Annotated in this window: 22 protein-coding genes; 11 read left to right on the top strand and 11 right to left on the bottom strand. The window is 45.3% G+C overall.

The window, feature by feature from the left end; all coding sequences use genetic code 11:
- Window positions 1-123 precede the first annotated feature (123 nt).
- Complete coding sequence (locus tag LIX84_RS00205) at window positions 124-1,251, top strand: conjugal transfer protein TraF (RefSeq protein ID WP_006741246.1); 1,128 nt, start codon at window positions 124-126, stop codon at window positions 1,249-1,251.
- 191 nt (window positions 1,252-1,442) lie between these two features.
- Window positions 1,443-2,834 carry a glycoside hydrolase family 1 protein gene (locus tag LIX84_RS00200; protein WP_226420305.1) on the top strand — a complete coding sequence of 464 codons (1,392 nt, stop codon included), beginning with the start codon at window positions 1,443-1,445 and terminating at the stop codon, window positions 2,832-2,834.
- A gap of 99 nt (window positions 2,835-2,933) precedes the next feature.
- On the opposite strand, the gene LIX84_RS00195 is transcribed toward LIX84_RS00200, so the two are convergent.
- The gene (locus tag LIX84_RS00195; protein ID WP_226420304.1) at window positions 2,934-4,970 is read right to left on the bottom strand and encodes a PhoX family protein; all 2,037 of its coding nucleotides are present in this window, start codon (window positions 4,968-4,970) and stop codon (window positions 2,934-2,936) included.
- Window positions 4,971-5,236: 266 nt separating this feature from the next.
- Between LIX84_RS00195 and LIX84_RS00190 the strand changes: the two genes are divergently transcribed.
- Window positions 5,237-5,575 (top strand): YggL family protein, encoded by a 339-nt coding sequence (locus LIX84_RS00190; protein ID WP_005393599.1) that lies wholly within the window; start codon window positions 5,237-5,239, stop codon window positions 5,573-5,575.
- A 631-nt stretch (window positions 5,576-6,206) separates the two neighbouring features.
- Here LIX84_RS00190 and LIX84_RS00185 read toward each other — a convergent pair.
- Entirely contained in the window at window positions 6,207-7,073 is an 867-nt protein-coding gene (locus tag LIX84_RS00185; RefSeq protein ID WP_046873893.1) for a helix-turn-helix transcriptional regulator, read from the bottom strand.
- A 167-nt stretch (window positions 7,074-7,240) separates the two neighbouring features.
- On the opposite strand from LIX84_RS00185, the gene LIX84_RS00180 reads away from it, so the two are divergent.
- The 4 genes from LIX84_RS00180 (at window position 7,241) to LIX84_RS00165 (ending at window position 10,620) form a co-directional block, all read left to right on the top strand.
- A complete protein-coding gene (locus tag LIX84_RS00180; RefSeq protein WP_226420303.1) occupies window positions 7,241-7,486 on the top strand; it encodes a hypothetical protein in 246 nt (81 codons plus the stop codon).
- 529 nt (window positions 7,487-8,015) lie between these two features.
- On the top strand, window positions 8,016-8,924 hold the full coding sequence (locus LIX84_RS00175; protein ID WP_046873895.1) for a LysR family transcriptional regulator: 909 nt from the start codon (window positions 8,016-8,018) through the stop codon (window positions 8,922-8,924).
- A 299-nt stretch (window positions 8,925-9,223) separates the two neighbouring features.
- Window positions 9,224-10,129 (top strand): 30S ribosomal protein S6--L-glutamate ligase, encoded by a 906-nt coding sequence (gene rimK / locus LIX84_RS00170; RefSeq protein WP_005393586.1) that lies wholly within the window; start codon window positions 9,224-9,226, stop codon window positions 10,127-10,129.
- A 62-nt stretch (window positions 10,130-10,191) separates the two neighbouring features.
- A complete protein-coding gene (locus LIX84_RS00165) occupies window positions 10,192-10,620 on the top strand; it encodes an ATP-dependent zinc protease family protein (protein ID WP_005393584.1) in 429 nt (142 codons plus the stop codon).
- A gap of 66 nt (window positions 10,621-10,686) precedes the next feature.
- On the opposite strand, the gene LIX84_RS00160 is transcribed toward LIX84_RS00165, so the two are convergent.
- Window positions 10,687-11,412 carry an MBL fold metallo-hydrolase gene (locus LIX84_RS00160; protein ID WP_046873896.1) on the bottom strand — a complete coding sequence of 242 codons (726 nt, stop codon included), beginning with the start codon at window positions 11,410-11,412 and terminating at the stop codon, window positions 10,687-10,689.
- Window positions 11,413-11,735: 323 nt separating this feature from the next.
- Here LIX84_RS00160 and speA point away from each other — a divergent pair, with 323 nt between their 5' ends.
- The 4 genes from speA (at window position 11,736) to LIX84_RS00140 (ending at window position 18,661) form a co-directional block, all read left to right on the top strand.
- Entirely contained in the window at window positions 11,736-13,646 is a 1,911-nt protein-coding gene (speA, locus tag LIX84_RS00155) for an arginine decarboxylase (protein ID WP_226420302.1), read from the top strand.
- 1 nt (window position 13,647) lies between these two features.
- Entirely contained in the window at window positions 13,648-14,568 is a 921-nt protein-coding gene (speB, locus tag LIX84_RS00150) for an agmatinase (protein WP_005393578.1), read from the top strand.
- A 410-nt stretch (window positions 14,569-14,978) separates the two neighbouring features.
- Window positions 14,979-16,184 carry a multidrug efflux MFS transporter EmrD gene (gene emrD / locus LIX84_RS00145; protein WP_226420301.1) on the top strand — a complete coding sequence of 402 codons (1,206 nt, stop codon included), beginning with the start codon at window positions 14,979-14,981 and terminating at the stop codon, window positions 16,182-16,184.
- A gap of 311 nt (window positions 16,185-16,495) precedes the next feature.
- Complete coding sequence (locus LIX84_RS00140; RefSeq protein ID WP_226420300.1) at window positions 16,496-18,661, top strand: S9 family peptidase; 2,166 nt, start codon at window positions 16,496-16,498, stop codon at window positions 18,659-18,661.
- Window positions 18,662-18,876: 215 nt separating this feature from the next.
- Here LIX84_RS00140 and LIX84_RS00135 read toward each other — a convergent pair whose 3' ends face one another.
- The 8 genes from LIX84_RS00135 to LIX84_RS00100 all read right to left on the bottom strand — a co-directional run bounded on the left by LIX84_RS00135 (window position 18,877) and on the right by LIX84_RS00100 (window position 25,276).
- On the bottom strand, window positions 18,877-19,872 hold the full coding sequence (locus LIX84_RS00135) for a porin (RefSeq protein ID WP_006741232.1): 996 nt from the start codon (window positions 19,870-19,872) through the stop codon (window positions 18,877-18,879).
- Window positions 19,873-20,087: 215 nt separating this feature from the next.
- Complete coding sequence (locus LIX84_RS00130; RefSeq protein WP_226420299.1) at window positions 20,088-20,957, bottom strand: metal ABC transporter solute-binding protein, Zn/Mn family; 870 nt, start codon at window positions 20,955-20,957, stop codon at window positions 20,088-20,090.
- Window positions 20,958-20,979: 22 nt separating this feature from the next.
- Window positions 20,980-21,855 (bottom strand): metal ABC transporter permease, encoded by an 876-nt coding sequence (locus LIX84_RS00125; protein ID WP_226420298.1) that lies wholly within the window; start codon window positions 21,853-21,855, stop codon window positions 20,980-20,982.
- Window positions 21,855-22,583 (bottom strand): metal ABC transporter ATP-binding protein, encoded by a 729-nt coding sequence (locus tag LIX84_RS00120; RefSeq protein ID WP_005393557.1) that lies wholly within the window; start codon window positions 22,581-22,583, stop codon window positions 21,855-21,857. The genes LIX84_RS00125 and LIX84_RS00120 overlap by 1 nt, the downstream gene beginning before the upstream one ends.
- Window positions 22,583-23,509 (bottom strand): metal ABC transporter solute-binding protein, Zn/Mn family, encoded by a 927-nt coding sequence (locus LIX84_RS00115; RefSeq protein WP_006741228.1) that lies wholly within the window; start codon window positions 23,507-23,509, stop codon window positions 22,583-22,585. Before LIX84_RS00115 ends, LIX84_RS00120 begins: the two co-directional genes overlap by 1 nt.
- 22 nt (window positions 23,510-23,531) lie before the next feature.
- The gene (locus tag LIX84_RS00110) at window positions 23,532-24,086 is read right to left on the bottom strand and encodes a DUF6162 family protein (protein WP_226420297.1); all 555 of its coding nucleotides are present in this window, start codon (window positions 24,084-24,086) and stop codon (window positions 23,532-23,534) included.
- Window positions 24,083-24,403: a hypothetical protein gene (locus tag LIX84_RS00105; protein ID WP_046873904.1), complete on the bottom strand. Its 321-nt coding sequence runs from the start codon at window positions 24,401-24,403 to the stop codon at window positions 24,083-24,085. The genes LIX84_RS00110 and LIX84_RS00105 overlap by 4 nt, the downstream gene beginning before the upstream one ends.
- Before the next feature lie 42 nt (window positions 24,404-24,445).
- Complete coding sequence (locus LIX84_RS00100) at window positions 24,446-25,276, bottom strand: DUF4198 domain-containing protein (protein ID WP_114323508.1); 831 nt, start codon at window positions 25,274-25,276, stop codon at window positions 24,446-24,448.
- Window positions 25,277-25,290 lie beyond the last annotated feature (14 nt).

The following is a 25,290-nucleotide window of genomic DNA, read 5'->3' as shown; positions in this document are numbered from 1 at the left end:
GCTTAACTTGATGAATCGCCACATGCTATTCATCAGCGCAATTTTTGGTGGTTGACACCAAGTTTTAGCTCCCACCATCTAATTTATTGATAAGTAATTATTTAAAGTAAGAATGGATGCGTTATGAGAAAACTAACTTTAGCAGCAACAGGGGCGCTTTTTATTTTATCACCTCACGCTTTTGCAGCACCTTACGCAGCAGACGCTCGAAGTCACGGAATGGGAAATACAGGCGTCGTTTCCGCTGACTATTTAACCGCTCCTCTACACAACCCAGCCCTAGGCGCTCTCTATCGAGAAAATGACGATATCGGCCTACTCATTCCTGCTCTCGGCGTCAATATTCACGATGAGGATGAAGCTTTATCAGCCGTTGATGATGTTCAAGACCTTTACGATAGTATTCAGGGCATTCCCACACCTGCGAACGAAGCCGAACTTAATCGACTACTCGATCAATTAGATAAGAGTGCTCCAGTCGTCATTAACGGAGGTCTGAGCCTCGCGATTGCGATTCCGACACGCTACATGTCGGTAAACCTTTTTAGCGCTGGTTATGTGGAGATACTTGCGGCACCCGATATCTCAGATTCAACAAACACCGCAGATCGATACCTCAATTCTGCCGTCGACCTAGCGGCTTTCGGTAGTGCGGAATATGGCGTTGCCTTGGCTCGCGCTTACACGATAGGTGGGCAGCAATTCGCATTTGGTATTACGCCCAAATACCAACAGCTTAAAACCTATACGCAGCGTACAACACTAGATGACTTTGATATCGAGGATTACGACAAAAGTGAAGTATCAAAGAACACGTTCAATATGGATCTTGGGGTCGCTTGGTATCACAACGCATTTAGAGCTGGTCTCTCGTTAAAAGACGTCTTCGAACAAGATATAGAAACAAAACTAGGCAACTACACCTACGAACTCACGCCACAAGCGACCCTTGGTATCGGCTATGTCGGGGACTATGTAGCTCTGAGCCTAGACGCCGATCTCACCAAACAAAAGCGCTTTAAAGAGCTCGACGATGACACGCAGTTTATTCGCGTTGGTATCGAGGGGAATGCTTGGGGATGGGCTCAACTCCGCGCTGGTTATGAAGTTGACCTAGAAAATAACCTCGATAACTCGGTGACAGGTGGCATTGGCATCAGTCCTTTTGATGTGATCAGTGTAGACCTAGCAGGGTCTTACGCTGGCGATAACCAGTTTGGCGCGGCGGCGAATTTAGCATTTACGTTTTGAATACGAATGCCAACCTAAATTCACTTAGGTTGGCATTGTTAACAACCATCCTATATCTCAATGTTTATCATTACTGACGTTTGGTGATGAACTGATAAAAACACGATCTCGCTACAAGTATCGAGATGTCTCCTACACTATTCTCAAGCAATAAATCCACAAACATTTCCTAAATATAAAGAGTGAGAAACATGATTAAGTTTCCAGATAATTTCCTTTGGGGTGGTGCCATTGCGGCAAACCAGGTAGAGGGGGCATACAACCTTGGGGGGAAAGGTTTATCAACATCAGATATGTTGCCAAACGGCATTCTGAGCCCGCATCAAACGCGTGAAGAACGAACGCCTGGTATCAAAGATCTTGCTATCGATTTCTACAATCGCTATCCAGAAGATATTGCCCTGTTTAAAGAGATGGGATTCACCTGCCTGCGCTTATCCATCGCTTGGAGCCGTATTTTTCCTAATGGCGATGAGCTTGCGCCAAATGAAGAAGGACTGGCGTTTTACGACAAAATTTTTGATGAGCTAGCCAAACACGACATTCAACCATTTGTGACGCTTTCTCATTACGAGATGCCTTACGCCTTGGTTGAGAATTATGGTGGTTGGGGCGATCGTCGAGTGATAGAGTTTTTCGAGCGTTACGCTCGCACCGTGCTGGAACGCTACAAAGACAAAGTGAAGCTATGGTTAACGTTCAACGAAATCAACATGTCACTTCATGCGCCATTTACGGGAGTGGGCTTGCAAGAAGACGCCAGTGAACAAGACATTTATCAAGCGATTCACCACCAGCTAGTCGCAAACGCGAAAGCGGTAAAACTGTGTCAGCAAATCGTACCAAACGGCAAGATTGGTAACATGCTGCTTGGCGCAATCAACTACCCATACACTTGTAACCCTGATGATGTGTTAGCCGCCATGCATGAAAACAACAAGTGGTTGTTCTTCGGTGATGTACAAACACGTGGTCAGTACCCTGGCTACATGAAGCGTTACTTCCGTGAAAATGGCATTGAAATTCAGATGGAAGAAGGCGACTTAGAAGAGATCGCATCGGCAAGTGTCGATTTCATCTCATTCAGCTACTACGCAAGTGGCTGTGCAAGTGCGGACCCGAAACAGAAGGAAGTGGGTAACATCGTCGATAGCGTACCAAACCCATATCTTGAGAAGAGCCAATGGGGCTGGTTGATCGATCCAAAAGGCCTGCGCGTTTTGCTTAACTTCCTTCACGATCGTTACCAAAAACCGCTATTTATCGTCGAGAATGGCTTAGGCGCTCGTGATGAATTCGATGAAAACGGGGAAATCCAAGACGATTATCGAATTTCATACCTTAATGATCATTTGGTTCAAGCACACGAAGCGATTCTTGATGGCGTTGAGTTGATGGGCTTCACCAGCTGGGGGCCTATCGACTTGGTGGCTAACTCAACAGCCGAAATGAGCAAGCGTTACGGTTATATTTATGTCGATCGTCATGATGATGGGCAAGGAACGCTAGAGCGTAAACGCAAGAAGAGCTTCTACTGGTATCAAGACGTGATTCGTACTTCAGGCGGTTCATTGAAAAGCTAAGCCTGTTGTCTGGATATAAAGTGCGACTAGGCATTCGCCTAAACCATCAAGCCCTGCATTTGCAGGGCTTGAATTTTAAGGTGTTAATGCATTTAGAGATTAAACTGCAATCTCTCCACCGTCTTCACGTCGAATGACAACCGTCGCAGCTCGTGGACGCACAGAAACACCAGCAGGCGTTTCTTCGGCGGCATCTTCACTGTATGGCCAGTTGCCTGGGTGCTGAATATTCACAAACAATGATTTGTAATCAGGGCTGATAGTAAAGCCTGTCACTTCACAACCATTTGGTCCAACAAAGAAGCGTTTAAGCTCCGCTTGGTTATCCGCACCAATCACTGCTTGGTCACCATTCTCATCTGTTAGCTTAGATGGCACAACGGCCAACATTTGATCATTAGTGTAAGACGTAACTTCATCTGCGCCGTTATCGGTCTGAATCCACAAAATACCACGGCCATCAAACGCTAATCCGTCAGGGCTAGCAAACTGGTTTAGCTCATTCAGGCCAGAACGGTTAGTATCTGCATCACCATGTGCTGGCGAACCAAAGACAAAGATATCCCAAGTAAAGTCTGTAGCTGAAGCCCCTTCATCCCAACGAATAACGTGACCAAACTTATTGTTCAAACGTGGGTTCGCAGGATTGGTTTCATCAGTACGGCGCGTATTATTCGTCAATGTTAAGTAAACCGAGCCTGTGAATGGATCAACCGTACACCACTCTGGGCGATCCATTGGAGTTGCCCCAACGAGGTCAGCCGCGCCTGCCGTATTAATGATAATTTCAGCCAATGAGTTAAAGTGATCCGCTAACGTACCACCAGATTTTGTTACGCTATCAAGCGTCAACGGCAACCAAGTACCTGTACTGTCTTCATTGAAACGCGCAACATACAGTGTGCCTTCGTCCATGTACTTATCGCCTGCCGCTAGGCGGTTTTCCGAGTTTGCATCTGCAGGGTCCCACGCTGCCGCAGATTCAAATTTGTATAGGTACTCAAAGCGAGAGTCGTGACCAGAGTAGAATACCACTGGTTTGCCTTCTTCAAGCTTACCAAAAGTACAGCCTTCGTGACGGAAACGACCTAGTGCAGTACGCTTCTTCGCACGCGAGTTTTGCGTGTAAGGGTCAATTTCGACGATGTAACCGTGACCATTGGCTTCATTACGGTAATCATCCATTGCACTTGCTCCTGTTGGAGCCACATTAAAACGAGAGAACTCATCGAGACGCTCTTCTGCATTTCCTGCAAGTGTTTCCCACAAGTAGCGTGTGCTTTGGTCATCAACACCAATGCGATCTTGTTCTTCTGTACGAGTCCCGGCGTTAACAAAGTAACCTGGCCAGTTCTCTTCACAAGTTAAGTAAGTGCCCCATGGCGTGTAGCCGTTGCCACAGTTGTTTAACGTACCACGTGCTTGGCTGCCATCTGGCGAGAAACGAGTGACAGTTAGTGACGTGTGCGCCACTGGGCCAGATAAGTCCATTGCTGTCGCACCAGTGTAACGGCGGTTTAGTGGATCGGTATCGACTAGCTTCCACATGTTATTTTCAAGCTGAATACGAACCACTGACACACCGTGCGCGTTAATCTCTTTACGCACTTCATCTACAATGGTACGTACGCCATTTTCAACCGTCGGACCGTTTGGATGCAGTGCTGATGTATCAATGTACTCGTGGTTAATACATAGCAAGCCATCTGTGGTGCTATCGTTCAATGGGAAAAAATGCATGCCGTCATGGTGCATGCCTAGCGCATTTAACTGATCGGTACTGGTGTTGGTACCATCATTTTGCCATGCGCTGCCTTGTGCATTAAGTGGTGTTCCCCAAGGTACCAATACTTGTGCAGTGTAGCCTTGTGGAATTGAAACGGCGTCAGTGAGTGAGCCAGGGATAGATTCAAAGTTAAGAACGGCTTTAGATACGCCCGAGCCACTGCTTACTGTACTCCCTGAGTCCGATGAATTACAACCAGCCAACCCGAAAGCACCAAACGCTGTCATCGCACTGATGCCTAAACCACCTTTCAGAATGTTGCGTCGAGATAGGCTCGCTTCTAATACTTCTTCAAATGGTTTGTTTTCACTTTGGTTATAACGCGTCGCGTCAAAGGTTTCCTTGCTCATTTTTACTTTCCCGATCTTATAGTTTAATTAATAAATAAGTGATTAGTTGAACGGCAAGAAGTTTGGAGAAGAAAAATGACAAAAGTGCTTAAAACATATGAAACTTGTGTTTCAGCAGTGCAGCAAACTCAGCAGCGTTACCAATTGAGCAATTAAGTTTTGGTCACATAACCACCAACTGTATCGCTTCATTCTGATTTTACTTGGGCTAAAGTGTGATAGAAGGTATAAGGTGTACGAATTCAAATCATCTACGAGAGATAATCATGAAATTAGACAAGATCGATAACAAGAGCCGTCGTATCCGTAAAAAGCTGTTCTTAGGTGAGTTCGCAATCCTAGGTTTCGAGATCAGCTGTGAAACAGACATCAACGACTTCGACCGTTACGATGCATTCGTTGATGACTTTATCGACTACATTGATGGGCTTGGCCTTTGCTTCGGCGGCGGTGGTCTAGAACTGTTTGAAGGCTTCCTATGCTCTACTGACCGTTACGGCAGTGCTACTGAAGAGCAAAAAGCACAAGTTATTGCATGGTTAGAAGCACGTCCAGAAGTGAAAAGCGCAAAAGCTGGCGACTTGGTTGACGCAAACTACCTGTAAGTAACAGAGTCATACTGACAATAATAAAAAGCTGGTCTCCGGACTGGCTTTTTTACTTTTGGAAATGTGTGATAGTAAAAGTAGAGTTCTGGGAGGTTGTGCGGAGTGAATGTGATTGTGGCGTTTTTGAGCTGGCAATCAGCGGGAAACGGCGTTCCACTGCCAGCTCGTGCCTTTAGGTATCATTAACTATGATTTTTTAGCTGGTGCGTCTTTCGTGTCTTTCCAGTATTGAATGCGCACACGATGTAGCTGAGCTCTTCTAGTCTTTTTCATAGTAAAATCCCTCATCTTATATAAGTAACGCTCCTTATGGAGCTTATTGTCTAAGGTCGAATCCCCTTCAATCTATAAGGGAACCAATTATTTAACCGTGACCAATTTCACAACATAATGATAATTACCGATTTCTTGCAGTCATCTTTGGCTAGTAAACGGCGTATTATCTCTCTGACACGGTTAACTTACTCACCAGATATGACAGAAAAATGGCAATCAAGTTCCCTATATTATCTGTCACTGAATCTTAATAATGATTCCTGAAAAATTTTGCAAGTAAGATATCAATTGCCCATCACTTTCAGCCGAGTAACTCTTTTCGCGTTCGTGATCGCAGTTGTGTGCAACCCAATTACGGCTGGATTCGCTGTTGATATTGCTGGCGGTACTCGCGTGGCGTAAGCCCTTTATACGTTTTGAAGTGACGATTAAACAGGGCTTGGTTTCGATACCCTACTCTCTCAAACACAATTCCAATCGGCAAAGGCGTTGATTGCAGCAAATCTGCGGCATGATTGATCCGCAATTTCATTAGGCGTTGGCTAAACGGCTCTTTAAAGTGCTTTTGAAACAATCTTGTGACCGCACTGTCACTCAGTGATAAATGGTTCGCCAAGTTCGCGAGCGTCACTTTGCTAGCAAAGTGCTGTTCGAGATATGCGTTGACACTTGCCACTCGTTCTCTTTCCTGTAATTCGTGTTCACTCATCGATAAGTAAGAGTGAGTCATCAGTGTTTTCGCCCCTTCATCGTGAGCAATCAAAGACAAAACATGGAGAAATCTCGAGAGTTGCTCCATTGCAGGAAACGTCATGAGCTCATGCAAAAGATCCACAACGTGCTGAGCTGTCCGCTCAGAAAACATCACACCTTTGTTGGCCGCTTTTAAAAGCGGATCAAGCTTTCTAAGCTCTGCGCAATAGAACATCAAATTGGCAATCCACTCACGCTTAAACCAAATCACATGAGTCTCGCACTTGCTTTCGACCAATGTGGAGTGAATAGAGTGAGGCACACCAGGCGCGATCAATAGCATTTGGTTGTGAGTCACTTCTAATTCGTGATGACCAATATGCAAACTACCAGTGAAGTGGCGATGGATGACTAATTCAAACACATCATCGTGAAAATGGAGATCGTACTCTTTTTCTGGCTCATCAATGCGACGATAGCGCCAAGAAAAACCTGGTCTTTGTGGTACTTTTTCGATGTGTGCCATTGGCTACTCCACAAAATAGTATTGTTTCACGCTCAAATAATATCAGTATTGCCAGCTTAATCTTCATCACGCCGAAATAGTATTGATATTAAGCGGCATACTATCAACTTTGTGTCGTCACGCTCCTTATTGTTGCCTTGAAAGACAAGATAACTAAGGAGGCTTTCATGAGTCACTTCACTGTCAAGCTACGCCAAGTCCTGCACAAAACACGTGATGAATGGGCAACATTCGCCATCAAAGAAATGGAAATTCCACCTAACACTATCGCCAAATTTTATGGCTACAAATCGAGTTGTGATCTTGAGCAAATTCTTAAACAGGATGTAAACGACGCCAATTCGGATATTTGCTCGACACCTTGTGCGAGATCTCTCACAAGCAATGTAAGCAAAACGACCATCATTGACTAAGACAAAATCGAAAAATAAATATAAGAAATTGAAAATTATCACTTATTCCATTTCACACAATATTCACTGCCAAAGTTTTTTTACCTAGCTAATTGAGAGTAATCAGCAAAACATCAATACTGATTGTGTCGACAGGATGTTGGCGGGAACAGGAAAAAAGCCTAATGGACTAGGTATCTTCAGGATGAAGATTTGGTAGCTTAGGATGAGTTATCAGCAAGGATGTAGTTAAGCTCTAGGATAGAGTTCGCCCGTCAGGATGATAGGCAAGAATGGACACCGCTAGGAAGGCGATGAACAAGGAACTCGGTTAAAGGACTTAACCACAATCAAGGATAGATGCAGGGAGCACCTATAGTAGCCGGATTGCTGCGAAAGAGAATAAGCCCCGTCTGGGAAACCAGGCGGGGTTTTATTTTGCCTGCTATTTATTATTCACGAGGTACCCGATTCTCTTGCGTCGATTTATTTCGTGCCGTGCTATCATTTTCTCTACGTCTTTCAGCAAGCTCACAGCAAATCTCACATTATGCTTAATCCTGTTTGGTTACATACATTTAAGACATTGATTGAAGTCGGTCATTTCACACAAACGGCAGAAAAACTTTTTATGACCCAACCTGGTGTCAGCCAACACATCAAAAAGTTAGAGCAAAGTTGTCAGCATGCGCTGATCAAACGTGAAAACAAAAGCTTCGAATTAACAGAGCAAGGTCGGATTGTTTACGCCTACGCGCTGGAGTTAGAAGAAAGAGAGAAAGCGTTGCTCGAAGAACTCAGTTTTGATGATGCATTTTCAGGTCACTGTAAACTGGCCTGTTCTGGCGCAATGGCATTGATGCTGTATGGCCCTCTTTTAGAAAAGCAAAAACAGCACCCAGGCTTATCGCTGCATTTAGAAGCCGCACCCAATCACTCGATTCTCAATGCAATAACGGAAGGAAGCATTGATATTGGAATCGTAACTGATGTTCCTCACAAAGGTTTATTTCACAGTGAAAGAATTGGTAAGGAGCAGTTGTGCTTAGTCCTACCTAATCAATACCGCGAAAGGCAGATAACACCACAACTCTTGCACGACTGTGGTGTCATTGCCCATCCTGATGCCAAGCACTACATGACGCTATTTTTTGACCAATGCGCGGAACAAGAGCTCCAAGAAATTAAGATGAGCGATTTACCATTATCCGGCTACGTGAATCAATTAAGCCAAATTTTACTACCTGTGAGTAAAGGACTCGGCTTCACCGTGCTGCCTCAAAGTGCTGTCGACAACTTCCCACAAAAAGATACCTTGCACATCGCACAACTGAAAAACACCGTGTGTGAAGAGTTATTTTTAGTTCGCAAACGAAGTCGTGTTCTGCCACTGCGCTATCAAACAATTAAAGATGTGTTATTGGACGTCATCACAAACTCAAAACAAACTACAGAATAGCCTAGCGTTTTAATCGTCGTAATCCGTTTGCTTAAAAAAGTCCACAGACAACTTCCGGCTTACGACGCTGAGAATGCCCGATGATTCAACAAATTATTTTTGTCGTAACGACGAGTTTTTTTCGTTTTCTTCTCGCGAGAAAAAAACCTAAGGTGCGCACCTCTAACGAAGTGGTTGTCCAACCACACATCTAAATCGTTGAAGTCAGTAGGTAATATCACCTAAATATCACATACCTGCTGCATTCTATACTCTATACTTATATTTTTAATTTGGTACTGACTTACTAAGGAATTGCCATGCGTATTGCTATTCTCTCTCGTAATGAGAATTTATATTCAACCATGCGCCTAAAACAGGCAGGTGAAGAGCGTGGACATCAAGTAGACGTCATCGATACTCTGCACTGTTATATGGACATTACGAGCAACAACCCTAAGATCCGCTATAAGGGTGAAGAATTGCCACAATACGACGCTGTGATTCCTCGCATCGGTGCATCCATCACATTCTACGGTACCGCGGTTGTACGTCAGTTTGAAATGATGGGCACATTTTGTGTCAACGAATCGGTCGCAATCAGTCGTTCTCGTGACAAGTTACGCTCGTTGCAACTGTTATCGCGTAAAGGCATCGGCTTGCCGCGCACTGGCTTTGCTCACCACCCTGATAACATTCAGGACGTGATCAAAAATGTTGGTGGCGCACCTCTAGTGATTAAATTACTAGAAGGAACTCAAGGCATCGGTGTTGTGCTTGCTGAAACCAACAAAGCAGCAGAAAGCGTGATCGAAGCATTCATGGGGTTGAAAGCAAACATCATGGTGCAAGAGTTCATCGAAGAAGCTAAAGGCGCAGACATACGTTGCTTTGTTGTCGGTAATAAAGTGATTGCAGCGATGAAGCGCCAAGCGAAAGAAGGAGAGTTCCGCTCTAACTTACATCGCGGCGGCTCTGCACAGTTAGTGCGACTAAGCAAAGAAGAACGCGCTACTGCGATTAACGCGGCAAAAGTCATGGGGTTAAACCTATGCGGTGTAGATATCCTTCAATCTAAAAACGGCCCAGTGGTAATGGAAGTGAATTCTTCACCAGGTCTTGAAGGTATCGAGCTCGCTACAGAAAAAGACGTTGCTGGTATGATTTTCGACTTTATCGAGAAAAACGCAAAACCACACGCAAACCGTACTCGTGGTAAAGGTTGATAATTGTTTGAGTGAGAGCCTGCTTAGTAGGCTCTCGTATTACTCATCGCTAGGATGACACTATGAATCAGAAAATGATCATTGGGAACGCCGAAGCTATTTGCTTACCTGAGTTAGGGATTACTCACCTTGAAGCGCGCATTGATACGGGCGCACAAACATCTTCATTGCATGTAGATAACATTGATTGCTTTGAAAAAGATGGTCAGTCTTACGTTGCATTCGATCTGCACCCGGATGTTTATCATTTAGAACAAGTGGTTCGCTGCACAGCGAAGCTAAAGGCAAACCGTAAAGTGAAATCTTCAAACGGTACCTTTGAACATCGCTGCGTTATCACCACCATGCTGCGCATGGGTGACAAACAATGGCCAATCGACATTACGTTGACCAACCGTGAAAAAATGACTTACATGATGCTGTTAGGTCGTCAGGGCATGGCAGACAAAGTGCTGGTAGACCCTAGCCAATCTCATTTATTGGCATCTTAACCCCGTAGCTTCAGATGAGTGATCGAACGTTTTTGTTGAGCATCACTCGTCTGGCTTTATCTTCGCCTACTTCCTACTAAATAGCGCAAACAACAATCCCTTCGCTTTGACCTTTGTAACGCGCCAATGGGTCATCGGCTTAGTTGGCGCAGTATGCAGAATGTGCTGATACGCTTTCTCATCAAAAGTCACCTCTCCCCCATGCGCCAAAAGCAAACATTGCGGATTCATCTCAAACACACGCTTTAATGATTGGCGATATTGGTTTGGATGAAATATGGGAAACGGCGCAATAAGATGTTTCTTAACCTGCACCATCAAATCCGCCACATACAATACATCTTGTTCAGAATGATAAACCGACAAATCTCTATCGGTATGTCCCTGCGTTTCTAGCACCTGCCAATCATCAAACCCCGGAATACATTCACCATCGATGAGTTCTATATCGGGCTTTAACTTGCGCGAATACCACAGGTTTTGCTTTGGTTTACGCATCCGGTTCGCCATCCAGCGCGCTAACATCAAATCGGTCAAATGCATTAGCCAACCGTCTACACCGCTATACCATTGGCTCTCTCGCTTTGCGGCCAATAGCTTACATCCAGTTAAATCACGCAGTTTGTGCGCGCCACCAGCGTGGTCTGGATGCATGTGAGTTACAACGACCAACTTTAGGTCAGAAAAAGGACGATGGAGTTGATGTTCAATAAAATCTTTAAGGTGAGGAATGTCTGCTCGACTTGCACCATCAAGCAACATTAATTTATCGGGATATTCGGCGAGATACATGGTCTGAATGTATCCCTGAATTCTGTGCAGCTGCAAAATATGTCCTTATTTGAGTGAGATTTTTCATGACCGCTTCCATGCTGGTCAGACCAACTATAACAGCTGAATGGACGCACTGGTAAACAAATGTTCACATCAGCGCACGACAAGAAATCATAATCGAGATGATAGATTTTAATCATTAGACTCAGCGGCACTTTTATCCGTTAATGCGCGCACACGGAGTTCGTGTCAGGGTATGAGGTTAATGCCTCATGATTTGCTTTTTTGTACTTTTCCTTCTAATTAATTAAGGACTTAAGTACATTTTTGTGAGAATCGAGTTGGAAAAAGCAACTAAATTAGACCGCATCCGCGCGGACTACAACGTTCACTACTGGAGCCAAGGTTTCTACGGTATTGATGACCAAGGCGAGGTTTACGTATCACCTCGTAGTGATCGTGCACATCAAATCCCTTTCAGTGCCATTGTAAACGAGCTAGAAGCGAAGCAGTTAAATCTGCCTGTATTAGTGCGCTTCCCGCAAATCGTGCACCAACGTGTGCATGGAATTTGCCACGCTTTCAACCAAGCAATTGAAGAATACCAATATCCAAACAAATACCTGTTGGTGTACCCAATTAAAGTAAACCAGCAACGTGAAGTGGTGGATGAAATTCTAGCGAGCCAAGCTCAACTAGAAACCAAACAGCTTGGTCTTGAAGCGGGTAGCAAGCCAGAATTGTTGGCAGTACTTGCATTGGCTCAACAAGGCAGCTCCGTGATCGTGTGTAACGGCTACAAAGACCGTGAGTATGTGCGTCTTGCACTGATCGGCGAAAAGCTAGGCCACAAAGTATTCATCGTACTAGAGAAGCTTTCTGAGCTGGATCTGGTGCTAGAAGAAGCGAAAAGCTTGGGCGTAAAACCGCGCCTTGGTTTGCGCATTCGCCTCGCCTCTCAAGGTGCGGGGAAATGGCAAGCAAGTGGCGGTGAAAAATCGAAATTTGGTTTGTCTGCATCGCAAGTGCTTAGCGTTATTGAACGTCTGAAACGCGAAGGCAGCCTAGATGCGATGCAACTGGTTCACTTCCACCTTGGCTCACAGATGGCAAACATCCGTGACGTACGTAATGGTGTGAATGAGTCTGCACGTTTCTACTGCGAACTGCGCGCACTGGGTGCAAACATCGAATACTTCGATGTGGGCGGCGGTTTGGCAGTCGACTACGACGGCACACGCAACCAATCATCGAACTCGATGAACTACGGCCTTGCAGAGTACGCACGTAATATCGTCAACACAGTGGGCGACGTGTGTCAGCAATACGAACAACCGATGCCAGTGATCATATCTGAATCCGGTCGTTCACTGACAGCGCACCACGCTGTGTTGATTTCTAACGTAATTGGTACAGAAACATACCAACCGGAAGAAGTGCATGAACTTGGCGCAGATGCTCCACTTTTACTACAAAACATGTGGCGAAACTGGGAAAACTTACAAGATGGTACCGACGCTCGTGCGTTAATTGAGATCTACAACGATACCCAAAGTGATTTGGCAGAGGTACACTCTCAATTCGCAACTGGCGTGCTTAACTTGGAGCAACGTGCGTGGGCAGAACAACTGTCACTGCGCATTTACTTCGAACTAAGCCGCAAGATGAGCACTAAGAATCGCTTCCACCGTCCGATTCTGGACGAGTTGAGCGAACGTCTTGCAGATAAGTTCTTCGTGAACTTTTCTCTCTTCCAATCTCTACCAGATGCTTGGGGTATTGATCAGGTGTTCCCTGTTCTGCCACTTTCTGGTCTTGGCGATGCGGAAGAGCGTCGTGCGGTAATGTTGGACATCACCTGTGATTCTGATGGAGCGATCGATCACTACGTTGATGGTCAAGGCATCGAGAGCACGCTACCTGTGCCGGCTTGGAGCAAAGACAAACCGTACCTAATGGGCTTTTTCCTAGTAGGCGCATACCAAGAAATCCTTGGTGACATGCACAACCTATTTGGTGACACCCACAGTGCAGTAGTCAATGTTGATGAACACGGTCAATTTGAGATCAGTTACATCAATGAAGGTGATAGTGTAGAAGACATGATGCGCTACGTTCATATCGACGTGGATGCGATTCGTGACAATTACAAACAATTGGTTTCCCAAAGAGTTGAAGCCAATGAACAAGCACAAATCCTAGCAGAACTAGAACAAGGTCTAGCGGGATACACCTATTTAGAGGACTTCTGATATGAATGATTTGTTTACTAAAACCGATTATTCGCTTTACTCCAACTCTATGTCGTTTTTACGTCTACCGTACATTCGTAATCCGGTATCGGCAGACGCAGACGTTGTGGTGCTAGGGGTTCCTCTGGACATGGCTACATCTGGTCGTCCAGGCGCACGCATGGGGCCAGATGCGATTCGCCGTGCCTCAGTCAACTTGGCATGGGAAGGTAAGAAGTTCCCGTGGGACTTCAACGTATTGGATAAGCTGAAAGTGATCGACGCGGGTGACCTCGTGTTCGATTGCGGTGATGCGGAAGATTTCACTTACCGTCTAGAGGCGGCAACCAGTGAAATCCTAAAAAGCGGTAAAACCATGCTGGGATTGGGCGGTGACCACTTCATCACACTGCCTATCCTGCGTGCCTACGCGAAGCATCATGGTCAAATGGCTCTGATTCACTTTGATGCTCATACGGATACCTACGCAAATGGCAGTTCATACGACCACGGTACAATGTTCTACCATGCGCCGAAAGAAGGTTTGATCTCTGCGAAGAACTCCGTACAAATCGGTATTCGTACTGAATACAAACAGCAGGATCACGGCTTTAATGTGATTAATGCGATGCAAGCGAATGACATGTCGGTGAACGAGATCTTAGAAGAGATTCGTCGTACCGTCGCAGATAAGCCAGTGTATGTTACTTTTGACATCGACTGCTTGGACCCAGCCTTCGCGCCGGGAACAGGTACACCCGTTTGTGGTGGCTTGAACTCAGACAAAGCACTGAAGATCATTCGTGGCTTAGCCGGTATGAATATTGTGGGTATGGATGTTGTAGAAGTATCGCCTCCGTACGACCACAGTGATGTTACCGCATTAGCGGGAGCAACCATCGCGCTAGAAATGCTTTACGCATACGCATCTGGCCGAGAATAAACATAATCATTTCTAAGGGAGCTTCGGCTCCCTTTTTGTTCATGGTGCCTTCTTCAGTCTTTTCTTCGTTCGAACCATGTCTTGCTCTGGCTAACCAAAACAATTCTTCTCACCTCAGTTTTAACCATAAAAACCAATGACCTATAAGTGGATTTACATTCACAACAAATAAGAGATTTAACGTAATTCAACAAAGAAAAGCAGCCTATTTCCGAATGCAAATTCAGATTATTTTTTCTAATGCATATTATAGATTTTTATCTTACTCAACTTCACACTTTTCGATTGCTAATTGTACACGCAAAGACTAATATCTCGCGCAAATAGCCCCGTAACACAAAAAGTCTGTTGGCACTCTGCATATAGCGCTAAGGGTTTTTATTTCTTAAATTTTTTGGAGAGATACGCAAATGTCTGCTTCGTTTCCATTAGCGAAACTTACCTTTTTAATCGCAATATTGACTGCCGTGGGTCAAATGACCCAAACAATGTACGTGCCTTCAATCGGTCATATGGCGGGTGAGTTTTTGGTGTCTGCGTCATCACTTCAAGCTGTGATGGCTTGTTACCTGATTCCATATGGCTTATCGCAATTCGTGTACGGTACGCTATCGGACCGCTTAGGTCGCAAGCCAATCATCATAGCAGGCCTACTTATCTACATCGTAGGTACATTGGTGGCGCTCTTTGCACACCAATTTGAATGGTTCTTGATTGGTAGTTTCATCCAAGGTTTAGGTATTGGCTGCGGTGGTGCGATGTCACGTACTCTGACTCGCGACTGCTTTGAAGGTTCTGAGCTACACAGAGCAAATAGCTTAATCAGCATGTGTGTGATTTTCTCACCATTGTTGGCTCCCGTACTTGGCGGCTACTTAACCGAAGCGTTTGGCTGGCGCTCTAGCTACCTATTCTTAGCGCTGTTTGGCATTGCAGTGGTGATTACCATGATGACCAGCATGATGGAGACGCTACCAAAAGAGAAACGCAAGTTCGAACCAGTAGCCAAAAGCTACAAACACGTTTTATCAGATCGCCGCTTCCAAGGCTTTTTGATCTGCCTAGTTGCGACGTTTGCTGGCGTAGGTGTGTTCGAGGCAGCAGCTGGGGTATTGCTAGGTGGTGTATTGGCATTACCAGCAACAACGGTAAGTTTACTGTTTATCTTACCGATCCCGGGTTACTTGGTGGGTGCCGGCTTATCTAGCTACATCGCGCAGCGTCGCTCTGAGCGTCGTGCTTTAAATGTGGGCTTGGTATCGATTTTTGTTGGCTCTGCTATTGTGCTCACCCCTGGCTTGTTTGGTTTAACCACGGCGTTAACGCTGGTTGGTGGCGCAACCGTGTACTTTTTGGGTGCGGGTATCCTATTCCCAGCAGCAACAACCGGAGCAATTGCGCCATTCCCATATCATGCAGGAACAGCTGGCGCGACATTGGGTGGCATGCAAAACTTGGGAGCAGGTATTGCGACCTTGCTTGCATCACTATTTCCAGCGCATAACCAGATGCCACTAGGTGTTTTGATGATGGCAATGTCGGTAATTGCAATGCTTGGGCTCATGTGGGTAAATCGAGCGCACAACCACTCAAACGAAGTGCCGCAAGTCATCTGATCATTATCGACTAACGTTCAAAATCCAAAAGGGACACACTAAACTAGTGTGTCCCTTTTTTCATATCACACTATATCGATTTACCGATGAGAATGATTTAACTTTCGAATTGATATTTGTTAAAAATAACAGCTGCTTACACAATGTGTTTTCAGCTCCCTTCAAATTGAGTAGCCAACTCGAAAATATTGAGAATTCTCACTTTTTCGGCACACCCCATAACAAAGAATGGACAACTGAAAACCACTAACGAAATGAAAGCCCAGCCCTCAGGATGAGGCCACTTGGGTGTACAATAAGGATAAAAACAGATGCGTTTCACTTTAACTACGTTGGCCGTCTCGGTCGCGCTTGTCGCCGGATGCAGCAATCAAGGAACTCCCAGCATGACTCAATACTCCCAATCACAGATCGTTGCTCAACAAACTCAAGCTCCGGTTGCGAAAAAAGTCCCTCACGCGATGACTATTCATGGTGATACTCGCGTTGATAACTACTACTGGATGCGTGACGACGAGCGTAAAGATCCGGAAATTTTGCAGCACCTAGAGCACGAAAATCAGTATACGGAAACCGTTCTCAAGCACACTGAAGCTCTTCAAAATGAGCTATTTGAAGAAATTAAAGGTCGTATAGCAAAAGACGACAACTCCGTTCCTGTGCGTAAAGGCAACTACTTCTACTCAAGTGAAGTGACCGGAGATAACGAATACGAAGTTCACCTTCGAACTAAAGACTTTGCAGGCAAAGACAAGCAAGTCATTTTAGATGTCAATGAACTTGCAAAAGAACATGAGTTCTTCAGTATTGGCGGCTTGTACGTTAGTCCGAATGAAAACTTACTGGCGTATGGCGAAGATACATTAAGCCGCCGTGTTTACACCCTTAAGATCAAAGACCTGACAACAGGCAATTACCTACAAGATGAAATCGAAGGCGCCTCAAGCGCGATTGCATGGCAGAACGATAATAACGCCTTTTACTACATCAAAAAAGATCCACAGACCTTGCTAGGCTACAAAGTGTATCGTCATGTCTTAGGCACGCCACAAAGCAGCGATGAGTTGATTTTTGAAGAAACCGACAGCGCCTATTACACCTCACTAAGCAAAAGCAAAGATGGCGAAGATATTTATATCTGGCATTCCAGTACAGAAACCAGCGGCGTCTCCATCATCGATGCGAGCAACCCTAAAGCAAAGGCGAAGCCTTTTTATCCTCGTGAAAATGGCATTGAATACAGCATTTCTAAGCTAGGCGATTGGTATTACATTTATACCAACTATCAAGCCGTGAACTTCCGTTTGATGAAAGTTAAGCAAGAAGAGATGCACGATCGCTCTAAGTGGCAAGACGTGATTGCCGCAGACGACAACACTCAACTTGTCGACTTCGAGCTATTCGATGATCACCTCGTCTATGAGCAGCGCTCTAACGGTCTAGCAAGCGTCACTGTGCGTCAGCTCTCAACAGGAAAAGAACTCCCCCTCACATTTAATGACGATGCGTTTGCTGCCTATTTGACAGGCAACCTAGAGCTGGATAACGAGAAAGTTCGTATTTATTACAGCAGTTTAACCACTCCAGGAACCTACTACGATTTCGATCTAAAAACGGGCAAGTCAGAAATCATGAAGCAAACACCTGTACTTGGTGATTTTAATCCTGACAATTACCAATCAGAACGCATTATGATCACAGCCCGTGACGGTAAAGAAGTACCCGTTTCTTTGGTGTATCGTAAAGACTTATTTAAGAAGGATGGTACGAATCCACTCTACCAATATGGTTATGGATCTTATGGCGCAACCATTGAGCCAACTTTCCGCTCGACACGTTTGAGTCTATTAGACCGCGGCTTTGTTTACGCCATCGCTCATATCCGTGGATCTGAAATGCTTGGCCGACCTTGGTATGAGGATGGTAAAAAACTCACCAAACAGAATACCTTCAACGACTTTATTGATGTGACTAAAGGTTTGGTTGAACAAGGCTATGGCGAGAAAGATAAAGTCTTCGCTGTTGGTGGCTCTGCAGGTGGTCTCTTAATGGGGGCTGTCATCAACCAAGCACCAGAACTGTATCGCGGTATCGGTGCACACGTTCCGTTTGTGGACGTGGTAACCACCATGCTCGATGAATCGATTCCATTGACCACCAATGAATATGATGAATGGGGTAACCCAAACAACAAAACATACTATGACTATATGTTGAGTTACTCGCCTTACGACAACGTTAAGGCACAAAACTACCCGAACATGTTGGTAACGACTGGCTTGCACGACTCTCAAGTGCAGTACTTTGAACCAATGAAGTGGGTCGCCAAACTTCGTGAAATGAAGACAGACGATAACGTCTTGTTGTTCAAAACCGATATGGAAGCCGGACACGGCGGCGCATCTGGTCGATTTAAGCGCTTGAAAGAAGATGCGTTAGAGTACGCGTTCTTCCTCGATTTACTCGATAAAAAATAAGCGTATTAATAGAACTGCATCTCTAACAACAAAAATGCCCGCAACTTGCGGGCATTTTTTATAGACGCGCTCTCTAAACAGAGAGTTGGGGTACCTAAGCACATCATTACCAGTGTCTCTTATAGCCAACGGAAAGCAGAAAGAAAAACGCCTACTCACAACGAGTAGGCGTTAACACAATAAATGTGTTTAGGCAGTAGAAACTGGCCTATTTATTAGAAGTAGTAACGAGCACCTAGAGTCCAGTAGTCGTTCTCTTCGCTAGTGTAATCGTTACCTAGGTCAAACTGGTAAGCAGCAAACGTTACGAAAGCAGGAGTTACAGCGTACTCTGCTTGTAGCGCAGTTTCGCTTGAAACTGTCTTGTTGTCTTCTTCGTCTTCTACGCCTTCGTAGTTAACGCTGAATGTCCAATCGTTCACGCCGTATGCCAAAAGAGCTTCAATTTGAGAAGTCTCTTTACGCATCTCGTAGAAGTAATCGTTCATACCGTATACTACTGCTGCGTATAGACCTGAACCGTACTGACCGTAGTTTACAGAGAATAGGTGTGATTCAGCGTTCTTAGTACCTAGAGTCGCGTTTTTAACATCACCGCCGCTGTATACGTAGCCTAGGCCAAAGCCAGCAACAGAACCGCTCAGTGCAACTTGACCACGTTGCTCGTATGTTGTTGCATCTGAAGTTTGCTCACCTTGCCAACCTAGACCTAGGTTGAAAGCAAAGCCTTCACCAAATTCAAAACCTTTACGGTAGCTAAGCATTTTATCAGCACGAGCTGAGCCTAGGTTGCCGTGGTTGTCGTACAAAAAGTCGTTCGCAAACGCGATTGGTAGATCCGCAACACCAGCGACATCGTAGTAAGGTGACCATTGAGTACCTGCAACAAGGCGACCGTACTGCTCGTGAGTTGCACCGATGTAACCTAGACGAGTTTTGAATGACTGTTCACCACCATTTAGGTAGTTAAGCGCCCATTCGCCTTTAGCGTCGATAGTGATACCGTTGCCAATGTCTTTCTTACCCGCGACGTTAATACGTGGAGACACTTGATGAACTTTCACATCTTCCTCGTAGTACTCACCCACGCCAACTGAAACGTGACCGCCGATCGATAAAGATGTACCATCGCTGTTATAAACTTCTGCTGCGAAGGCCTGTGAACCACATGCTAGTGCCGCCACTGCAACGGCTAGAGTTTTCATTTTCATTGTTAACATCCGTATAGTTGTTTGTACCGGTTCGCTTAGAGACAGATTAAATCCGAATCAATCGCAACGAACACATAACAAAGTAGTAATGAAATAGAAATGAAACAAACACTTTCTTATGCAACCAGTGGTATTAATGTTCACATTTTGAACTAAGTCACAAAAAAATAGGGAACTTTTCATTCCCCATCATAAAATCTGTGGCTTTTTACGTGTCACATCTCCCAACGTGCGAGTGGCTTCTCAGTTTTGATACCCTTACTGCCCCAGCGGTCAACAACATCAATTTGCAGTATACGACTCGGTTTAATAAGCGATGTCAAGGTTTTCGACGGTCGTTTATCCGTCACTAACCATAGCGTTTTATCTTGTTCAAACTGAGCTTTTAAAGATAATTTGTCTTCTTCTGTCCACTCGAGTTCTGGCTTAAATTCGCGCCCAACCACAAACAATTGGTTGCCAGAGGCAAAGTCCTCTAGTGACTCACTCATCAGTACCACTGAATCGATGCCTTTATCGAAGATCTCTGCCTGTTGTTGGTTGATCAGTTCACGCACATTGAGCATAAAAGCCTGTTGATTCGTTTGAATCGCCTTTTGGTGTTCAGGATATACACGTTGTAGATCCTCTCCAACAATGCCCGCCATTCGGATTAAGTTTGTAGGGTTAAGCCATGCGTACTTCGATGTTGACCCATTTCCCAATGTCAGTACTGCAACTCCTTGAGCTCTAGGAGAAATGGCCTGCGATGCATCGATTTCAATCAAGTGAATGTTGCCCTGTCGAGCGTAAACATAAGTCGGGTCTTGTTTCCAAATCGCACCAAGAGTAATAGCAACCGTCGCGGCTTGACCCGCTTGCTTAACTTGCTCTGTACCTTTATTTGCGAACCAGTTCTCAAGACGCTCAACGCCGTAACGCTTTGGAGGCAGATACTGAGTCTCTATCCCTGTACCTTTCATGAGTTGCTCAGACAACATGTACGTGACGGGAGTGCTGGTTAAAATGTCTTTGGCGCTTGCCCACGATGGAAGTGTCGTCGCTATAACCAAACCAAAAGTTATCGCTAATTTTTTTATCTTCATGTTCATTACTTTATAAAAAGGGTTACGCTTTTTGGATAATTCGGTAAACCGTTGCTGTTAGGAAAAATGCCGCAGAAACAATGATGATGGATGCGCCTGATGGCACTGGTAGCTCAAGCTCCATCGGCAGTATGGTTCCTACTAAACACGCAATGGTTGCCAATAAAGAAGAAAGGAGAACGAAACTACCCATGCGTTTAGTCAATAACCTAGCCGTTGCACCAGGAATCAGTAGCAATGCACCAACCAATACCGCGCCAATAATCTTTACCGCGGCGATGGTGACCAAGGTGATCATCATGACAAATAAGTAATCATAAAAGCTGGTATTAAAGCCGCGTACACGTGCAATATCCGGGCTGATACAAGTTAGCAAAATGCGGTTAAACGTTGGAATAAGAAGCAGTAATATGATCAAACAACTGATCGCTAAAATAATGATATCGTTGTCCGTCACAGTCAAGATCGAGCCAAACAACACGTTCTCCAACATGTGAATGTTGATCTTGCGAGCAACGTACATTAACAGCGCAGCACCAACCGCTAACGCTAGTGCAAGAAAAACCCCAACCAGTGTGTCGTAAGGTACATTCGTACGATTACGAACAAAGTGAAGCAACAGCGCAAAAATCATACAAAAGCTAAACAATCCGATGATCGGATTCTCTGGCGGCTCACCGAGCAACACACCAATCGCGATTCCGGTAAGCGCAGCGTGCCCAACCGCTTCAGAGAAAAAAGCCAGTCGCTTGGCGATGACTAATGTCCCAAGACCACCAAGTAACGGTCCTAATATCAGCGCTGCCACAATTGCGTTCACCATAAAGGCATAAGAAAAGCTATCGCTTAACCATCCAGCTTCAACGCCGCTAACCGCTAACTCTCGTAACCAATCCATTATGCAGCCTCCACTTTTGCTGTGTAGTGCTTGAATAATGTTTCTATACGATCAGGACTTAGCACATCTGAATGGTGCCCTGACGCCACAATTTGACGATTTACAACATGGACCTGCGCATCTAAACGGCGCACTGCGGTCACGTCATGGTGTACTGCCAGTACCGTTTTGCCTTCTCCAACGACTTCATGAATCAAACCTTCAAGATATCGAACACCTTGCTCATCCATGCCAGTTGTAGGTTCATCTAAAACCAATAAATTGGGCTCATCCAGTAAAGCTTGCGCAAACAAAACACGCTGTTGCTCTCCGCCAGAGAGTTGCCCCATACGACGATCGCAACGCGTTGCCATGCCCACACGATCAAGCTGGGCCAGAGCATGTTGAGTTTGCTTTGTTTTACGTCGCCAAAATAGAGGGATACGGGTTTGATTAAGCAGCACAAAATCCATCACGGTTAACGGGAGGCTTGCCTCGAACATCGCCTTTTGTGGTACATATCCTATCTTACCCGATGCAGCTGATTGCTCTGGCCAATTGAGTGCAATGTTTCCCGAAAATGGTGTTAGCCCAAGTATCGAACGAAGCAAAGAGGTTTTCCCACCACCATTCGGCCCCATGATAACGTGGCATTTCGCGCTCTCGAATTCAGCGCTGATGTTCTGCAAAATAATATTGTCGGCGTATTTCAGGCCCACGTTATTTAAGGAAACGGAAGGACCTGTCATTACGCCTTTTCCCCTGCTCGCTTGCTCGCAACAAACTTCATTGCTTCAATGAGCGTTTCCACGTTATCTCGCATCTCAACCTCGACTTTATCAGCCTCATACTCACCGTGAGTCATGTGAGAAAAGCGATAAAGCTGCACCCCTGTCGCCTCTTCGATAGTATCAACAAAACGGTTCGGCATATTGAGCTCATAAAACAGCACATCAATGCCCGATTCACGAATTTTCTCAATCGTTTCCTGCAACTGACTGGCACTTGGTTCAACGCCATGAGCAGGCTCAATGACAGCTGCGACGTCAACACCAAACTCCTGAAGGATATAGCCGTAAGCATTATGGGTTGTCGCCACCTTCATACCAGCTGTGTCCAACTCACCAAGAGACAACATTGCATCACGCTTCATCAGGCGGAAAGTTTTCGCATATTTACGAGCATTTTGGCGATAAAAAGTAGCGTTGTCTGGGTCCAGTTTACTTAGCTCACTCGCGATGGTGTAAACCTTTTGAATAGTGGTCGATAGACCAACAAAGGTGTGAGGGTTCACTGCACCTTGACCAACTGACTGCCCCATCGCCGGTAACAGAGGCACTTCTTTGTTCGCTTCGATAACCACGAGATCATCACGCTGAGAGGCTTTGATCACTTTCAGTGCAAAATCGTCATGACCAATACCATTGATCACTATCGCATCCATTTCATTCAAACGTTTAAGATCATTGGGTTGCGGTAAATAGTTATGAGGGTTAAAACCAGCATCGACCAGAGGAATGATGTTCGCCTTGTCATCAACAACAGCTTTGACATAGCTGTAATAAGGTTGAAGCGTAATACCAATACTGAGTTTATCGGCAGCAAAGCCTGTAGAAGACACCGTCAATAACACGGTGGCTGTAAGAATACGACGTAAAAGAGAGCGTTTGATCATAGTACTTATCAATTATGTTGTCTTAATGGGCGTGAGAATGGGAAGAAGAGGAATCTGACAGAACGATTTGTTGCCAGCCATGCTGGCGGCGTTTTGCTAGATCGCTTAGTACCTCCGCATTTAACGATCGGCTAGAATCACTAAACCAAATATCAGCTTGAGAGCCACGGCTATCCAGAAGCATAGAGGCAGAACCTTGGGCATTTTTCTTCATGCCAATGTAGACTCCGTCATCGATTCGTTTCCACTGATGAGACCCTTTGCGCTTCCAATTTTGGTCTTTTACGAATGGAGCAACCCAAAGCGCCTCCATGTCAGAGACCTCAGGCCAAGTTCCAGTTTCTAGCTGCAAATCACGAATCTCTTCATGAGCAAGCTTAAGTTCAGCGATCAAACCCAACTCGTTTTGATGTAAGTCCGTGATTAAAACTTGATGAGCCTGTATGTCTGGCTTTTCATTCGCGACCTGATGGTAGGGCATAAGTATGGCTGCAGAACCGAGAATCACTGCTATAGTCAGTGCGACCCACTTTCCTTCTCGGTTACCATCATCAGGGCGAACTTTCTGTACACTCATTTCTCTTTCAGCTCAACGATATCCACTTCCACCGGGCTTTCATGTCCGGCATCAAATACCAAATAGAAATCTGTTTCAGGGTGAGTAAATTCTGCGATGGAACGCTTATCTGTTTTTTCTTTGGCGATCAGATTGTCGTCGTAATCGTACATTTCGACATCGTAGTCGACCGCTGTCGATCCATCCGAGTAGCCCGCTTCACAAATCACTTTATCTTGCGCCAAGTGACAACTCATCAGAGGGAAGTGTGCAGCAGCGTGAAAAGAAGCAAATCCAGAAAAAAGCAAAGCAGCTTTGAGAAGAGAAGTGTTATTCATGATGATTCCAAAATGGCCCAGCGATTGCTGAGCCTAATTCGATTAGTTAAGTTGAGTTTCAAACGTAAGGTGAACATTGGCACTCGCTTTATCCGCCAATGGATTATCTTTTAATTCACCTTTGTAGTTCGCTTTCATTAAGTAGCGCCCTGCGACCTCTGGCGTGAAGATCACTTTGCCATCTTTATCACTCACCACATCGATTTGTTCTTGATGGTTTCGATACATGGTGCCTTCACGTGTGATCTCCGCTGTGACGCCCTCTTGTGGCTCACCATTGAAGAAAAACTGGAAAGTGACTGGTTCACCTTCAATGATGTCCGATGGATGCGTGATCGGTTTCATCTCCAGCATTTTGCCTTCAATCTCCAACGCTTTGTCCGTTGGCATACCAACCGTAATGTAGCTTTCTGCTCGGGTGTAGCTTAGTTGAGTAACCACATCACGTGCTTGCTCGGGAAGCACATCACCACGCTCAGCTTTGTTTGCTCGCGCCCACTTCACCGTATCACGACGACCCGCTTTGTATTGGGTGTAGTAACTCGGCTGATTATTGATCGCGACTTTGTGCGTACCTTCTTCCGTAAAAAAGAAATCAAACATAGAACGACGTTTGCCACGAACAACAAAGTTAGGACGCTCAGAACGGCCATCCGGCATCACCACGAACGCTTGGTCACTACCCGCAGGCTTGTCAAAAACAAACGTTCCGTGAGAAGCAGTAACATCAAATGTCAGCCAGTCACCGCCTTCTTTTGAAACCGTAAAGTGAGAAGGCAGAACCCAACGTGGATGCGCTTGTGCGGTGGTTGTTGCAGCTAATCCCATTGCCATTACACTCGCCAATGCCACTGCTTTGATTTTGGTTTTCATTGTTGTGTCCTTTA

Origin of the sequence: Vibrio sp. E14 (genome assembly GCF_020515785.1) — a bacterium.
In the GTDB taxonomy this organism is placed as follows: Bacteria; Pseudomonadota; Gammaproteobacteria; order Enterobacterales; family Vibrionaceae; genus Vibrio; species Vibrio diabolicus.
The sequence above is the reverse complement of the archived record's forward strand: the minus strand, read 5'-3'. Positions and strand labels throughout refer to the sequence as shown.

Bases quoted from the DNA above. Each gene is read 5' to 3' on its own strand.
- LIX84_RS00105 (WP_046873904.1), bottom strand. From the start codon at position 24,403: ATGAATAACACTTCTCTTCTCAAAGCTGCTTTGCTTTTTTCTGGATTT.
- LIX84_RS00120 (WP_005393557.1), bottom strand. From the start codon at position 22,583: ATGACAGGTCCTTCCGTTTCCTTAAATAACGTGGGCCTGAAATACGCC.
- LIX84_RS00140 (WP_226420300.1), top strand. From the start codon at position 16,496: ATGCGTTTCACTTTAACTACGTTGGCCGTCTCGGTCGCGCTTGTCGCC.
- LIX84_RS00205 (WP_006741246.1), top strand. From the start codon at position 124: ATGAGAAAACTAACTTTAGCAGCAACAGGGGCGCTTTTTATTTTATCA.
- LIX84_RS00195 (WP_226420304.1), bottom strand. From the start codon at position 4,970: ATGAGCAAGGAAACCTTTGACGCGACGCGTTATAACCAAAGTGAAAAC.
- LIX84_RS00160 (WP_046873896.1), bottom strand. From the start codon at position 11,412: ATGTATCTCGCCGAATATCCCGATAAATTAATGTTGCTTGATGGTGCA.
- LIX84_RS00130 (WP_226420299.1), bottom strand. From the start codon at position 20,957: ATGAAGATAAAAAAATTAGCGATAACTTTTGGTTTGGTTATAGCGACG.
- LIX84_RS00190 (WP_005393599.1), top strand. From the start codon at position 5,237: ATGAAATTAGACAAGATCGATAACAAGAGCCGTCGTATCCGTAAAAAG.
- LIX84_RS00200 (WP_226420305.1), top strand. From the start codon at position 1,443: ATGATTAAGTTTCCAGATAATTTCCTTTGGGGTGGTGCCATTGCGGCA.
- speB (WP_005393578.1), top strand. From the start codon at position 13,648: ATGAATGATTTGTTTACTAAAACCGATTATTCGCTTTACTCCAACTCT.
- LIX84_RS00100 (WP_114323508.1), bottom strand. From the start codon at position 25,276: ATGAAAACCAAAATCAAAGCAGTGGCATTGGCGAGTGTAATGGCAATG.
- LIX84_RS00180 (WP_226420303.1), top strand. From the start codon at position 7,241: ATGAGTCACTTCACTGTCAAGCTACGCCAAGTCCTGCACAAAACACGT.
- emrD (WP_226420301.1), top strand. From the start codon at position 14,979: ATGTCTGCTTCGTTTCCATTAGCGAAACTTACCTTTTTAATCGCAATA.
- LIX84_RS00135 (WP_006741232.1), bottom strand. From the start codon at position 19,872: ATGAAAATGAAAACTCTAGCCGTTGCAGTGGCGGCACTAGCATGTGGT.
- LIX84_RS00110 (WP_226420297.1), bottom strand. From the start codon at position 24,086: ATGAGTGTACAGAAAGTTCGCCCTGATGATGGTAACCGAGAAGGAAAG.
- LIX84_RS00175 (WP_046873895.1), top strand. From the start codon at position 8,016: ATGCTTAATCCTGTTTGGTTACATACATTTAAGACATTGATTGAAGTC.
- LIX84_RS00125 (WP_226420298.1), bottom strand. From the start codon at position 21,855: ATGGATTGGTTACGAGAGTTAGCGGTTAGCGGCGTTGAAGCTGGATGG.
- rimK (WP_005393586.1), top strand. From the start codon at position 9,224: ATGCGTATTGCTATTCTCTCTCGTAATGAGAATTTATATTCAACCATG.
- LIX84_RS00165 (WP_005393584.1), top strand. From the start codon at position 10,192: ATGAATCAGAAAATGATCATTGGGAACGCCGAAGCTATTTGCTTACCT.
- LIX84_RS00185 (WP_046873893.1), bottom strand. From the start codon at position 7,073: ATGGCACACATCGAAAAAGTACCACAAAGACCAGGTTTTTCTTGGCGC.
- LIX84_RS00115 (WP_006741228.1), bottom strand. From the start codon at position 23,509: ATGATCAAACGCTCTCTTTTACGTCGTATTCTTACAGCCACCGTGTTA.